This is a genomic window from Mycobacterium sp. AMU20-3851 (assembly GCF_043974665.1).
Taxonomy (GTDB): domain Bacteria; phylum Actinomycetota; class Actinomycetes; order Mycobacteriales; family Mycobacteriaceae; genus Mycobacterium.
This window is the reverse complement of sequence record NZ_CP146371.1, coordinates 1,629,760-1,643,524: the sequence shown is the minus strand read 5'-3', so window position 1 is coordinate 1,643,524 and position 13,765 is coordinate 1,629,760. Positions and strand designations below refer to the sequence as shown.

Genomic DNA, 13,765 nt, shown 5'->3' with positions numbered 1-13,765 from the left:
ATGATTCGCTCCGCAAGCGTCGCTCATTTCGCCGCTCCGTCGGTCACCGGCACCGCGAAGGTCTTGCTCTCCAGGAATTCCTCCAGGCCGGCCACCCCCATCTCGCGGCCGATACCGGACTGCTTGTAGCCGCCGAACGGACTATCCGGGCTGAAGTAGTTGCCGCCGTTGATGGAGAAGGTGCCGGTGCGGATGCGACGGGCGACGCCCAGGGCGCGCTCCTCGCTGCCGAAGACCGCACCGGACAGTCCGTAGATGGAGTTGTTCGCGATGCGCACCGCGTCGTCGTCATCGTCGTAGGCGATCACCGCGAGGACCGGTCCGAACACCTCTTCCTGCGCGATCTCACTGTCGGGGTCGACGTCGGTGAGCAGGGTCGGGGTATAGAAGTAGCCGGGTCCCTTCTTCTCGCCACCGGTCACCAATGTGGCTCCCGCCGCGACCGCCCTTTTGACCATGCCGTCGACCTTGTCGCGTTGCTTCTCGCTGATCAGCGGGCCCATGTAGGTGCCCGGATCGGTCGGGTCGCCGTACCGCACGTGCCCGAAGTTCGTCTTGACCAGCTCGACGATCTCGTCGTGGTGCTTGCGCGGCACCAGCAGCCGGGAGGTCAGCGCGCAGCCCTGCCCGGCATGGGTGACCATGCTGAACGCGGAAAACAGTGCGGCGGTACCGAAGTCGGCGTCGTCCAGCACGATCGCGGCGGACTTGCCGCCCAGTTCCAGGAACACCTTCTTCAAGGTCGCGCTGGCGGCGGCCATGATCGCCCGGCCGGTCGGGGTGGACCCGGTGAAGGTCACCATGTCGACATCCGGATCGGTGGTGAGCACCGCGCCGACCTGTGGGTCGGCTCCGCTGAGGACGTTGACGACGCCGGCCGGGATGTCGGTGTGCTCGGCGATCAGCTCGCCGAGGGCGAGGGTGATCAGCGGGGTGTCCGGCGCCGCCTTGAGCACCACGGTGCAGCCGGCGGCCAGCGCGGGCGCCAGCTTGGCCAGCGCCAATTGGTTCGGGTAGTTGTAGGCGATGATGGCCGCGACGACGCCGCCGGCCTCCTTCTCCACCCAGCGGTGATGTTGCATCCCGCGGCTCTCGATGTTCCCGAGGTCCTCGGTGAACGGGTAGTCACGCAGCAGATTGAGGTAGTACTCGACGATCGCGATCGGCTGGTCGAGTTGCGCACCCAGGTTCAGCGCCGCGGTGGCGCCGACCTCGGCGGTGGTCAGCGCGGCGAGGTCGTCGCGGTTGGCGACGAGCGCGGCGTGGAACTGCTCGAGGCAACGGATCCGCAGCGCGACATCGGTGGCCCAGCCCGAACTGTCGAATGCGCGCCGCGCGGCGGCGACGGCCGCTTCCGCGTCGGCGATCGAGGCGTCCGGCGCGTGGCCGAGGACCTCACCGGTTGCGGGGTTCACGGTGGCGAATGTGCGTGCGGCGTCGACGAGTTTCCCGTCGATGAGCATGCGCCGATCAGCCTTCGCGTGTGCTGTTTCGCGGACCGGATCGCTGCCGTTGGTGGCGGCGATCGTGGGGGTCTCCGACATCAGGCTCCTCACTGTGATGGAAATTTCATTCTCATCACCGGCGAATCTTACATCCGGCTGATGAGAACGCAAGAACGCCTAGATGCGCTAGTCGTATGGCTCGATCAGGGAAGGCGGCCAAACTTTTGTTCCTGGCCGAAGCTTCCGATACCTTGCGGCGGCGAGGTGTCCGAGAGTACGGTTCTCATAATCGGAAGGGCGATTCTTGAGATCGCGGCCACACTCCGGATCGTCCACTTCAGCTCATTGGAGGCTTTACATGAAGAACGCTGTCGTCACAGGCGGCGGGTCGGGCATCGGTCGTGCGATCGCGGACCGGTTGCGTGCGGACGGTTACAACGTGGCCACCATCGACCTCAACCCGTCGGACACCCCGAACGCGTTCATCGCGAACGTCACCGATCGGGCCGCCGTCGACGAGGCACTCAACGGGATCCGTAGCCAGCTCGGCCCGGTCTCCATCCTGGTGAACGCGGCCGGGCTGGACAGCTTCCGCAAGTTCACCGAGACCACCTTCGAGCAGTGGCAGCGGGTGATCGACGTGAATCTCAACGGCACGTTCCACTGCATCCAGGCGGTGCTGCCCGAGATGATCGAGGCCGGCTGGGGCCGGATCGTCAACATCTCCTCTTCCAGCACGCACTCGGGTCAGCCCTACATGGCGCCGTACGTGGCGGCCAAGTCCGCCGTCAACGGGCTGACCAAATCGCTGGCGCTGGAATACGGGCCGATGGGCATCACCGTCAACGCGGTACCGCCCGGCTTCATCGACACCCCCATGCTGCGCAAGGCCGAGGACCGCGGGTTCCTCGGCGACACCGACAAGCAGATCGAGCAGACCCCGGTGCGCCGGATGGGCAAACCCGAGGACATCGCAGCAGCTTGTGCGTTCTTCATCTCCGAAGAGGCGAGTTACATCACCGGACAGATCCTGGGCGTCAACGGCGGCCGGAACACCTAGAGCGAGAAGGGATTCAATCGAGTGGGTAATGCAGAGGGCCGGGTAGCCGGAAAAGTCGCATTCATCACCGGCGCAGCCCGCGGCCAGGGCCGCAGCCACGCGATCCGGCTCGCCGAGGAGGGTGCCGACATCATCGCCGTCGACATCTGCAAGAACTACGACACCGTCGGCTACGCCATGGCCACGGCCGAGGATCTCGAAGAGACCAGGAACTACGTCGAGAAGACGGGCCGCCGCATCGTCACGGCGCAGGCCGATGTCCGCAATGAGGCCGAGCTGCGGGCCGCGCTCGACGCCGGGCTCGCCGAATTCGGCAAGGTCGACATCGTGGTTGCGCAGGCCGGCGTCGCCGCGATGAAGGGCCAGCCGCCCATGCAGGCCTGGACCGACGGCATCAACACCAACTTCGTCGGCACCATCAATGCCATCCAGGTGGCGCTGCCACATCTGACCGAGGGCGCCTCGATCGTCGCGACCGCCTCGGCCGCCGCCCTGATGGATGCGCACAACAAGCCGAACCCGGGCAACGATCCGGGCGGCATGGGCTACATGGTCAGCAAGCGGCTCATCTCCGAGTACGTGCACTATCTGGCCACCGAGCTGGCCGTGCGCGGCATCCGTGCCAACGTGATCCATCCGACCAACTGCAACACCGACATGCTGCAGAGCGAACCCATGTACCGCTCGTTCCGGCCGGACCTGGAGAACCCCACCCGCGCCGACGCAGAGCCGGTCTTCGGTGTGCAGCAAGCCATGAAGGTCAACTACATCGAACCCCAGGACATCAGCAACGCGGTGCTGTGGCTGGCCTCGGACGAGTCCCGGTTCGTCACCGGCATGCAGCTGCGTGTCGACGCGGGCGGCTACCTCAAGTGGTACGACTACCACGTCTGATGCTGAATTCACCGTCTCGTAAGGAGCTGGCGCAGTGAAGGTTTCCGTCGATGCAAGCCGGTGCCAGGGCCACACCCTGTGCGCGATGATCGCCCCCGACTCATTCGTACTCGACGATGTCGACGGGCACGCCTCGCCGGTGTCCGACATCGTCCCCGCCGACCAGGAAGACCTGGTGCGCGAAGCCGCGCACTCCTGTCCAGAACAGGCCATCGTCATCGAATGACCGAATCCGCTAGGGAGACAACGCCGTGAGCATCGACCGTGATGTCGTAACTGACGACGAGCGCAAGAAGCACAAGATCCACTTCGACCGGCATACCCCGGAGTACCGGGAGCAGTTCCAGGCCATCACCGAGGAAATGCATGCCAAGTGTCCGATGGCGTGGACCGATGTCTATGACGGTCACTGGGTGGCGGCGGACAGCAAGCATGTGTTCGAACTCGCCCGCTGCCCCGCCGTGTCCAACGATCACGACCTCACCGGTGAGGGAACCGGCTACCAGGGCATCAGCATCCCGGTGGCCAGTCGCGCCAAAACGGTGCGCGGCGGCATCCTGGAGATGGATGAGCCCGACCACGGCACCTACCGCGGTGCGCTGAACCCGTACCTGTCGCCGGCGGCGATCAAGCGCTGGGTGCCGTTCGTCGACGAGATCACCCGGGCCGCCCTGGACGAGCACATCGAGACCGGCCGGATCGACTTCGTCGACCACCTGGCCAACGTGGTCCCCGCGGTGCTCACCCTCGCCATGATGGGCCTCGACCTCAAGAAGTGGCACGTCTACAGCGAGCCGACGCATGCTTCGGTCTACACTCCCGAGCATTCGCCGGACCGCGAGAAGATCAACGAGCAGCACCGTGAAATGGGTATCGACCTGCTCACGAACATGTTCGCGTTCAAGGAGAATCCCAAGCCCGGCCTGATCAATGCGCTGCTGCAGCTTCGCATCGACGGCGAACCCGCACCCGACATGGAGATCCTGGGCAATCTCGGGTTGATCATCGGCGGCGGATTCGACACCACCACGGCGCTGACCGCCCATGCCCTGGAATGGCTGGGTGAGAACCCCGATCAGCGCGAACTGCTCAGCCGGGAACGCGAGACTCTACTCAACCCGGCCACCGAGGAATTCCTCCGGTACTTCACCCCCGCCCCCGGTGACGGTCGCACCTTCTCCGAGGATGTCGAGGTGGAAGGCACCCAGTTCAGAGAGGGTGAGCGGCTGTGGATCTCGTGGGCGATGGCGAACCGGGATCCGTCGGTGTTCGACGAGCCGCACAAGATCATCCTGGACCGTAAGGGCAACCGGCACTTCAGCTTCGGCATCGGCGTGCACCGCTGCGTGGGTTCCAACGTGGCCCGCACGGTGTTCAAGTCGATGCTGACCGCGGTGCTCGACCGGATGCCCGACTATGTGTGTGATCCCGAGGGCACCGTGCACTACGACAGCATCGGCGTCATCCAGGGCATGCGTAACCTGCCGGCCAGCTTCACCCCGGGCAAGCGCCTCGGCCCCGGCCTGGACGAGACGCTGGAGAACCTGCAGCGCATCTGCGACGAACAGGAACTGGCCCGGCCGATCACCGAGCGCAAGGAAGCCGCGGTCATCGACTGGAAGTAGTACAGACGTTTTCGGCGCGGCCCCGTATCCAGGTGCGGGACCGCGCCGAAAGCATGTTCGACGGGAATAGAGCGTGGTTTGTCCAGGTTTTGCCTGGGTAAAGGACTTGTGTGGATCAAGGTCGATCCTGTTAGCCTTTTAATCACAAGATCGGTAACGAAATCGAAGTCCTCCACGACAAGGAGGATGTCGCCCGAATCAGTCGGGTGGGGAAAGGTAAAAACCACATGCTCAAGGTGTCGCGCACGAAGCTTGCCGTCCTGGTTGGCGGTATGGCTCTGTCGGTGCCGATGTCGGTCGGGATCGCCTCAGCCCAGCCCGACCTCGGTCCGGTCATCAACACAACCTGCAGCTACGACCAGGTGATGGCCGCCATGAACGCGGAACGGCCCGACCTGGCCGCGCAGTTCAACGCTCAGCCGATGGCGCTGGGGATGCTGCGCAGCTTCATGAACTCCGGACCGGCCGAGCGCCAGAACACGGTCAACCAGATCGCCGCCTACCCGGGCGCCGCGAGCTACCTGGGTGCCACGCTGCAGTTGGCCGGGAGCTGCAACAACTACTGAGCTGTAAGCCGAAAAAGTCCCGCTTTCCGATGACGGAAAGCGGGACTTTTTGCGTGCGCCGGATCAGCCGCGGGGCAACCCCAGCACCTGTTGCGCGATGATGTTGCGCTGGATCTCCGAGGTACCGCCGGCGATGGTGCCGGAGAAGCTGCGCGCGTACCGCTCGAACCAGCTCGCGTAGTAGTGGTCCAGGTTCATGTGCGCGTACGGCCCGCTGAACGAGGGATGGATCAGCCCCTCGGATCCGGCTGCCACCAGGGCGTTGTTCGACGCCCGCAATTCGGCCTCGGCACCCAGCAGTTTCGGCACCGAGACGGACGCCACGTCGACCTCGCCGCGGGCCGCCTTGGCCAGCCCGACCGAGCCCAGCAGGCGCAGCGCCTGGTAGTCCATGATCGTCGAGGCCAGCTGGTCCCGTTCCAGCGGTGTGGACGGTTTGAAGTCGCCGATCGAGTTGGCGATCCGGTCCGCGAAGCCCAGCCACATCATGGTGCGCTCGTGCCCCAGGGAGCCGTTGGCCACCTTCCAGCCGCCGTTGAGCGGGCCGACGAGGTTCTCCACCGGCACCCGCGCATCGGCGAAGAAGACCTCGTTGAAGTCCTTGTTCTCCTCACCGCAGATGTCGGCGAACGGCCGGCACACCACCCCGTCGGTATCGGTCGGGATGATGAGCACACTGATGCCCTTGTGCTTGGGGGCATCCGGGTCGGTGCGCACGAAGGTCAGCAGCCAGTCGGCGTCATGCGCGCCGGAGGTCCACACCTTCTGCCCGTTGACGACGAAGTAGTCCCCGTCCTGGACGGCCTTGGTGCGCAGCGAGGCCAGATCCGACCCGGCGCTCGGCTCGCTCATCCCCAGCGAGGCGGTCTTCTCGCCGCGCAGCACCGGTACCGCCCACTGCTGCTTCTGCTCGTCACTGCCGAAGGTCAGCAGCGAGGCGGCGATGATGTTGACGCCCTGCGGGTTGAAGCTGTGGTAGATCCGGCGCCGGCACAGTTCCTCGAGATGGACGTAGGTCTGTAACACGGTGGCATTGCGCCCACCGAACTCCGGCGGCTGTGCGGGTAGCAACCAGCCGTTGTCGAACAGCAACCGCTGCCAGTCACGCGCCCACTGCGGCATGTGCGAGACCGAGCGCGGACGCTCCAAAGTGTCTGCCGCGCTGGGCAGATGCTCGTCGAGGAAGGCCGAGAACTCGGCGCGGAACTCTTCGACGTCGGGATCAAATTCGAGTTGCATCAAACTCCTCGGCGATAAGCGCGCGATGTTCGGCGGCGCCGCCGAGCAGAAGCTCGCCGGCCTTGGCCCGCTTGAGCGCGAACTGAAGGTCGTTCTCCCAGGTGAAGCCCATGGCTCCGAAGGTCTGCAGGCCGTGCTGGAAGACCAGCGTCTGGCACTCCCCCGCGCTGGCCTTGGCCATCGCCGCGGCGATCCGGCGGCGCGGGTCGTCGGCGGCGATGGTGAGCGCGGAGAAGTAGGACAACGCCCGCGCCCGTTCGATGGCCACATACATATCGGTGGCCTTGTGCTGGATGGCCTGGAACGAGCCGATGGGCACCCCGAACTGATGCCGGCTCTTGGCGTGTTCGAGCGCCAGATCCAGGATCCGCTGACATGCCCCGACCATGGTGATGGCCATCCCCATCAAGGCCACGTGCCGGGACCGCTCCACCAGCGCCAGCGCGGCCGACGGGTCCAGGTCCAGGCGGTCGGACTCCTCCACCCGGACCCGGTCGAAGGTCACCTCGGCGATGTGCAGGACCGGGTCGAAGACGTCCCTGCGCCGGGTGCTGACGCCCGAGGCTCCTGCTGAATTGACGGCTCCGCCGTCGACCAGGAACACCCCGGCCGGGGTCACGACGGCCAACTGCTCGGCACGGTCGCCGTCGAGCACGAACTTCGACGTGCCGTCCAGTTCCCAGCCCTGCCTGCTCCAGTTGGCGCTGACACCCTCATAGATCGCGGTGCCGGCCTTGGCCGGATCGAATCGCTCCCCGGCCAGCGGCGCGTACTGGGACAACGTGGCGAGAAACGGTGTCGGGTCGGTGGCCCGCCCCAGCTCCTCGAGCACGATGGCGAGCTCGACCGCATTCTCCGGGTCGGTCAGTTCCGTCCATCCGGCCTCCAGGTACGAGCGCCACAACCGGTCCGCCGCATCGGCGTCACCCGTTCCTTCTGCTATCCCGCGTACCAGCGACGCCGGGCACTGTTTGCCCACTGCATCGCGCACCGTTTCCTGCCAAAGCCGCTGATCAGCGTCGAACTCCAGAAGCATCTGACACCTCCCGCCTCCACTCGTTCCGTCCGCAGGAGAATAACATTCTCATGAATGGTGTTGAGATTCTCCGGACAGACCGGTCGACTTTCGCAAAATGGCCGCCACCCGACTGACCAGCAGACACTCTCACCAGCGACGATGTAAGCGTTCCGCTGGAGAACAATATTCTTGATATTGAAGAACAAGGATCTACACTGGGTTTCAGGATGGCGGCCGCGGTCGGCCAGAGCTGAAGGATGAAATCACGGTGAGAGAGTTCAAGGTCGGCGCCGGCGGTGAAGCGCGGGTTGTCACGACGCCCGTCATCGACACCAGCGTGCACATCTTCGTCGAGTCGAACAAGGATCTGCGCAAGAACTTCCTGCAGGAACCCTTCCGTAGCCGCGGCTTCCCGGACTACGAGATGGACTGGTACGGCGCGCCCGGCGGTGAATACGCCCCCAGGACAACGGGTCCCGACGGGCAGTACCCGGGCTCGGATCCGGCCGTCGCGGCCAAGCACCTGTTCACCGACCGGGGAGTGGACATCGCGATCCTGCACCCGATGACCCGCGGCGTCATGCCCGACCGCCACCTCGGCTCTGCGCTGGCCTCGGCACACAACGACATGATGGTGAGCCGCTGGCTGGATCATCCGGAGTTCGGCGAGCGCTTCCGCGGCACGCTGCGGGTCAATCCGGACGACATCGCCGGGGCACTGCGCGAGATCGAGCGGTACAAGGACCACCCGCGGATCGTGCAGCTCGGCGTCCCGCTGCAGACCCGCGAGCTGTACGGCAAGCCCCAGTTCTGGCCGCTGTGGGAGGCCGCGGTGGACGCCGGACTGCCGGTCGCAGTGCACTTCGAGGTGGGATCCGGGGTGATGCTCCCGCCGACCCCGAACGGAATCACCCGCACCTACGAGCAGTTCGTCGGCTTCACCGCGCTGAACTACCTGTATCACCTGATGAACATGATCGCCGAGGGTGTCTTCGAGAAATGGCCGACGCTCAAGTTCGTCTGGGCCGACGGCGCCGCCGACCTGCTGACCCCATTCATGTGGCGGATGGACTGCTTCGGCCGCCCGCACTTGGAGCAGACACCGTGGGCGCCCAAGATGCCCAGCGACTACCTGCCCGACCACGTCTATTTCGTGCAGGGCTTCCTGGACGGCCCCGGGGATGTCGACTTCGCCGGCGAGTGGGCCGGATTCACCGGCAAGGACGACATGGTCATGTACGGATCCAGCTATCCGCACTGGCAGCTCAACGAGTTGACGGTGCCGAGTTCCTACAGCACCGAACAGCGCGAGAAGTTGTGCTGGCGCAACGCAGCCGAGTTGTACGGCATCGACATCGACGCAACTTCATCCGTCGCCTCCGCGGCTGCGGCACAGTAGAGGTATCGAGGAGGAGAGCATGACCACTACAGCCAATCCCCGGACACCCGCCCCCGAACGGATCGCCGTGCGCTGCGTCGACTCCGACGTCCACCCCGCACCCCGGGCCGGCGAGCTGGGGCAGTACATCCCCGAGCCCTGGCGCAGCAAGTACTTCGGCACCCACAAGGTCGGCGACCAGATCTATTACGACGCACCCGACTACGCGCACACCTACGCCATGCGCGCCGACGCCTTCCCTGCCGACGGCCAATTCCCCTGCAGCGACCCGGAGCTGGCGTTCAAGCAGCTGATCATGGAGGCCGGCGCGGATATCGCGATCCTGGAGCCCGCCGCGTACCCCGCGCGCATCCCGGAGGCACAGCACGCGATGTCGATGGCCCTCAACGACTGGCAGGCCAACCACTGGCTGGACAGTCACAACAACTGGCACGAACGGTGGCGCGGATCGATCTGCCTGGCCATCGAGGAACCCGAGAAGAGTGTCGAGGAGATCGAACGCTGGGCCGGGCACCCGTACATGGCGCAGATCCTGATCAAGGCAGAGCCGCGACCGTCCTGGGGCAACCCCAAGTACGACCCGATCTGGGCCGCTGCCACCAAACACGACATCACCGTCAGCTGCCACCTGTCGCGCAGTCACTACGACGAACTGCCGATGCCGCCGGTCGGGCTGCCCAGCTACAACCACGACTTCATGGTCACCTACTCGCTGCTCGCCGCGAACCAGGTGATGAGCCTGATCTTCGACGGCACCTTCGACCGGCACCCGAACCTGCGGATCGTGTTCGTCGAGCACGCCTTCACCTGGATCCTGCCGCTGATGTGGCGGATGGACGCCATCTACGAGGCCCGCAAGTCCTGGATGGACATCAAGCGCAAGCCCAGCGAGTACGTCAAGGACCACATCAAGTTCACCACGCAGCCACTGGACTACCCCGAGGACAAGACCGAATTGTCCCGAGCGTTCGAGTGGATGGAATGCGAGAAGATCCTGCTGTTCTCCAGCGATTACCCGCACTGGACCTTCGACGACCCGCGTTGGCTGGTCAAGCATCTGCCCGAACACGCAAGGGAGGCCGTGATGTTCCGCAACGGGATCGAGACCTATCACCTGCCCGACACCGTGCCGGCGCTCGAGGGCCAGGTCCGGGTCTTCTAGGCATGACACAAGCGGACAAGACGCCCCGGCTGGCCCAGGGGCGTGAACACGTGGTGGCCACCGTCGACGAGATCCCGCACGGTACACACAAACTGGTGCCCATCGGGCGGCATGGTGTCGGGGTCTATAACGTCAACGGCACCTTTTACGCCATCGCCAACTACTGCCCGCACGAGGGCGGCCCGCTGTGCTCCGGGCGCGCGCGGGGGCTCAACATCGTCGACGAGAACGTGCCCGGCGACGCGGTGATGGTGCGCGACAAGGAGTACATCTTCTGTCCGTGGCACCAGTGGGGCTTCGAACTGGCCACCGGGACCACGGCGGTCAAACCGGAGTGGAGCATCCGCACCTACCCGGTGCGAGTGGTCGGCGACGAAGTGCTGGTGCAGGCATGAGCGTATCGACGGATTCCGGCCCCGCCCTGACGGCCGGCGAGCAGTCCATCGAGATCAACGGCGGCAACGTCGTCTACGAGATCCTCGGCGAGACGGGCGAATTGATCGCCCTGACCCCCGGTGGACGGTTCAGCAAGGACATTCCCGGCTTGCGCCCGCTGGCCGAGGCACTGGTCGAGGGCGGGTACCGGGTACTGCTGTGGGACAGGCCCAACTGCGGCAAATCCGATGTGCAGTTCTACGGGCAGAGCGAATCCCACATGCGGGCCGAGACGCTCTACAAACTGGTGACCGCACTCGACGCCGGGCCCTGCATCATCCTCGGCGGATCCGGCGGCGCCCGGGACTCGATGCTCACCACCATGCTCTACCCCGAGATCGTCCGAAAGCTGGTGGTGTGGAACATCGTCGGCGGCGTCTACGGCTCGTTCGTGCTCGGCGGGCACTATGTGACGCCCAGCATCCTCGCGGTCCGCGGCCTCGGCATCAAGGGCCTGCTGAGCGTGCCGGAATGGCGCGAGCGTATCGAGCAGAATCCGGTCAACCGGCAGCGCCTGCTCGACCTCGACGCCGACGAGTTCCTCAAGGTGATGCTGCGCTGGCTCAACGCCTTCGTGCCCAAGCCGGGGCAGACCATTCCCGGTGTGCCCGACGAGATGTTCGACAACATCACCGTGCCCACCCTGATCATCCGCGGCGGCGAGAACGACTGGGATCACCCCAAGCGCACCTCCCTTGAGGTGAGCTGCCTGATCAAGGGGTCGAAGCTGATCGACCCGCCGTGGCCCGAGGACGCCTGGGAGCGCGCCGGCGAGAAGTTCGCCCAGAGTGGCGGAAAGACGTTCTGCCTGTTCGACACCTGGGTACAGGCCGCCCCGGCGATTCTGGAGTTCCTGGGCACCCCGGACGCCTCGTGATGGCATCACCGGAGCAGGATGCGCACCTCGCTGTTCAACGAGGCTTCCAGCGCGGTGTGGATCCGGCTCTCGGGCACCCGTGCCAGGTCGCCCCGGTCCAGGGTCACCTCCACGATGTCCCAGCCCTGTCCACTCGGGAACCGGTTCACCTCGCCGGCCAGGCCGAACCCGGCCAGGACGCCGTGCGCATCGTCGTCGGTGCCACGGCTGACGAAGGTCAGCACACCAGGCTGGACGTCTTCTCCGAAAGCCTTGGCACACAACGTGACGACCTCGGCGCGCAGCGCCTCACCATCCTCGCCGGCCAGCAGCACCTCGACTTCCCGGCGGTTACTCGGCATCTCGGCCAGGTCCGCCGCGACCACCTCGGCGCCGATCGGCATACACAGCTCACGGAGTGTTGCCATGCCCTCGGCTAGCTGTGCGGGTGTCAACCGCCCAGATGGATCGACGTCGACACGCACCACTGCGGTTCTCACGGCCGCCAGCCTAACGGTGGAAAGGAGAATCCGGTCATGACAACCACCGCAACCGATCTCAAGGTAGACGTGTGGCCGGGACTGACCCCCCGGCTGCTACGCACCGGCACCGCCGCCGAAGAGCTCCCCGAGTACGTCGACGCCGGTGGCTACCAGCATCTCGAGGATTCGGGATTGCTGCTCGACGCGGTGTCCGGTTCCGGTCTGCTCGGGCGCGGCGGGGCGGCGTTCCCGATGGCCGTCAAGCTGACCACCGTGCGCGCCGCCGCGCGGGCCGGCCGTCAGACCGTGGTGATCGCCAACGGCGAGGAGGGCGAGCCCGCATCGGTGAAAGACCGTTGGTTGCTGCGCAACCGGCCGCACCTGGTGCTCGACGGTCTGCGCCTGGCCGCGCAGGTCGTCGGCGCCCGGCGCGGGTACGTCTACGTCTCCGACCCGCACGCCGCCACCGCGGTGGAATCTGCGCTGGCCGCCGCCGGCGAGCGGTTGGGACCGCTGCAGGTAACCGTGGTGACCGTCGACCCCGCCTACATCGCCGGCGAGGAATCGGCGGCGGTCCGGGTCATCAACGGTGGACCCGCCAAACCGACCGACAAGCCACCGCGGGTGTTCGAGGAGGGCGTCGGCGGTGACCCGACGCTGGTCAGCAATGTCGAGACGCTGGCGCACCTGCCGTTCATCCTGCGTCACGGCCCGGCCGAGTTCCGGCGCTACGGCACCGAGGCCTCGCCGGGCACCTTCCTGGCCACCGTCACCGGCGCCGGCCGCCCACCCGCGCTCTACGAACTGCCGCACGGCACCAAGACCGCTGATCTGCTTGTCCTGCACGGTGTCAACCCCGACTCGGTGAACGGTGCGCTGATGGGTGGGTACTTCGCCGGTCTGCTGAATCGGTCCATCGTCGAGGCCACCCTGGACCACGAGTCGATGCGGGCGCTGGGCAGCGGTCTGGGCTGCGGGGCGATATCGGTGCTCACCGAGGACTGCCCGGTCGCCGTCGCGGCCTCCGTACTGTCCTATTTCGACCGGGAGAACGCCGGGCAGTGCGGATCCTGCTTCAACGGGACCGCGGCCATGGCCGCCGTCGCCGAAGCGCTGCGCGACGGTGCGGCCACCTCCGACGATGTGGGCCGGTTGCGCCGCTGGTCGGTGGTGCTGCGTGGTCGGGGTGCCTGCGCGACGCTCGACGGCGCGGCGAACGTGGCGGCCGGCCTGCTGGACCAGTTCCCCGCCCTGGTGGAGAGCCACCTCGACGGCGGCTGCGCCGGCTGCGGCGGATTCACGGCCCTGCGACCCTTCGAAGTTGAGGCGGTGTCATGAGAATCAAACTCGACAGGACCCTGTGTGACGGGTTCGGTATCTGCGCCAAGCACGCGCCCGAGTACTTCTCCCTCGACGATTGGGGGTACGCGTGCCTGGAGGGCAACGGTGAAGTGCCCGAACAGGATCGCGACGCGGTGATGCGTGCTCTACTGGACTGCCCGGTGCACGCCATCATCGAGATCCCGGCACCGGGCAGTGCCGCCGCGGCCACCGATGCCCCGGCCACAACAGCAAGGAGCTGAT

Annotated in this window: 15 protein-coding genes; 11 read left to right on the top strand and 4 right to left on the bottom strand. The window is 66.0% G+C overall.

Going from position 1 to position 13,765, the window contains the following annotated elements:
• Positions 1 to 23: 23 nt before the first annotated feature.
• Positions 24 to 1,544 carry an aldehyde dehydrogenase family protein gene (locus V4U86_RS08045; RefSeq protein WP_395310736.1) on the bottom strand — a complete coding sequence of 507 codons (1,521 nt, stop codon included), beginning with the start codon at positions 1,542 to 1,544 and terminating at the stop codon, positions 24 to 26.
• A 259-nt stretch (positions 1,545 to 1,803) separates the two neighbouring features.
• On the opposite strand from V4U86_RS08045, the gene V4U86_RS08040 reads away from it, so the two are divergent.
• The 5 genes from V4U86_RS08040 (at position 1,804) to V4U86_RS08020 (ending at position 5,590) form a co-directional block, all read left to right on the top strand.
• On the top strand, positions 1,804 to 2,505 hold the full coding sequence (locus V4U86_RS08040; protein ID WP_395310735.1) for an SDR family NAD(P)-dependent oxidoreductase: 702 nt from the start codon (positions 1,804 to 1,806) through the stop codon (positions 2,503 to 2,505).
• Between the two features lie 21 nt (positions 2,506 to 2,526).
• Positions 2,527 to 3,399 carry a mycofactocin-coupled SDR family oxidoreductase gene (locus tag V4U86_RS08035; RefSeq protein ID WP_395310734.1) on the top strand — a complete coding sequence of 291 codons (873 nt, stop codon included), beginning with the start codon at positions 2,527 to 2,529 and terminating at the stop codon, positions 3,397 to 3,399.
• A 34-nt stretch (positions 3,400 to 3,433) separates the two neighbouring features.
• Entirely contained in the window at positions 3,434 to 3,625 is a 192-nt protein-coding gene (locus V4U86_RS08030; RefSeq protein ID WP_395310733.1) for a ferredoxin, read from the top strand.
• Between the two features lie 25 nt (positions 3,626 to 3,650).
• On the top strand, positions 3,651 to 5,024 hold the full coding sequence (locus tag V4U86_RS08025) for a cytochrome P450 (protein WP_395310732.1): 1,374 nt from the start codon (positions 3,651 to 3,653) through the stop codon (positions 5,022 to 5,024).
• 227 nt (positions 5,025 to 5,251) lie between these two features.
• Positions 5,252 to 5,590, top strand: coding sequence for a hemophore-related protein (locus tag V4U86_RS08020; protein ID WP_395310731.1), 339 nt, complete (start codon positions 5,252 to 5,254; stop codon positions 5,588 to 5,590).
• A gap of 63 nt (positions 5,591 to 5,653) precedes the next feature.
• On the opposite strand, the gene V4U86_RS08015 is transcribed toward V4U86_RS08020, so the two are convergent.
• Positions 5,654 to 6,829, bottom strand: a complete 1,176-nt coding sequence (locus V4U86_RS08015; RefSeq protein ID WP_395310730.1) for an acyl-CoA dehydrogenase family protein — start codon at positions 6,827 to 6,829, stop codon at positions 5,654 to 5,656.
• Positions 6,813 to 7,865: an acyl-CoA dehydrogenase family protein gene (locus V4U86_RS08010; RefSeq protein WP_395310729.1), complete on the bottom strand. Its 1,053-nt coding sequence runs from the start codon at positions 7,863 to 7,865 to the stop codon at positions 6,813 to 6,815. The genes V4U86_RS08015 and V4U86_RS08010 overlap by 17 nt, the downstream gene beginning before the upstream one ends.
• 250 nt (positions 7,866 to 8,115) lie before the next feature.
• Here V4U86_RS08010 and V4U86_RS08005 point away from each other — a divergent pair, with 250 nt between their 5' ends.
• The 4 genes from V4U86_RS08005 to V4U86_RS07990 are packed head-to-tail and all read left to right on the top strand — an operon-like array spanning position 8,116 to position 11,720.
• The gene (locus V4U86_RS08005) at positions 8,116 to 9,246 is read left to right on the top strand and encodes an amidohydrolase family protein (protein ID WP_395310728.1); all 1,131 of its coding nucleotides are present in this window, start codon (positions 8,116 to 8,118) and stop codon (positions 9,244 to 9,246) included.
• Between the two features lie 19 nt (positions 9,247 to 9,265).
• A complete protein-coding gene (locus V4U86_RS08000) occupies positions 9,266 to 10,408 on the top strand; it encodes an amidohydrolase family protein (protein WP_395310727.1) in 1,143 nt (380 codons plus the stop codon).
• A 2-nt stretch (positions 10,409 to 10,410) separates the two neighbouring features.
• A complete protein-coding gene (locus tag V4U86_RS07995) occupies positions 10,411 to 10,803 on the top strand; it encodes a Rieske (2Fe-2S) protein (RefSeq protein WP_395310726.1) in 393 nt (130 codons plus the stop codon).
• The gene (locus V4U86_RS07990; protein WP_395310725.1) at positions 10,800 to 11,720 is read left to right on the top strand and encodes an alpha/beta fold hydrolase; all 921 of its coding nucleotides are present in this window, start codon (positions 10,800 to 10,802) and stop codon (positions 11,718 to 11,720) included. Before V4U86_RS07995 ends, V4U86_RS07990 begins: the two co-directional genes overlap by 4 nt.
• 5 nt (positions 11,721 to 11,725) lie before the next feature.
• Here the strand turns inward: V4U86_RS07990 and V4U86_RS07985 are convergent, their stop codons facing one another.
• On the bottom strand, positions 11,726 to 12,199 hold the full coding sequence (locus tag V4U86_RS07985; protein WP_395310724.1) for a hypothetical protein: 474 nt from the start codon (positions 12,197 to 12,199) through the stop codon (positions 11,726 to 11,728).
• Between the two features lie 36 nt (positions 12,200 to 12,235).
• On the opposite strand from V4U86_RS07985, the gene V4U86_RS07980 reads away from it, so the two are divergent.
• On the top strand, positions 12,236 to 13,519 hold the full coding sequence (locus V4U86_RS07980; RefSeq protein ID WP_395310723.1) for an NADH-ubiquinone oxidoreductase-F iron-sulfur binding region domain-containing protein: 1,284 nt from the start codon (positions 12,236 to 12,238) through the stop codon (positions 13,517 to 13,519).
• Positions 13,516 to 13,764, top strand: coding sequence for a ferredoxin (locus V4U86_RS07975; RefSeq protein WP_395310722.1), 249 nt, complete (start codon positions 13,516 to 13,518; stop codon positions 13,762 to 13,764). The genes V4U86_RS07980 and V4U86_RS07975 overlap by 4 nt, the downstream gene beginning before the upstream one ends.
• The last annotated feature ends 1 nt before the right edge of the window (position 13,765 follow it).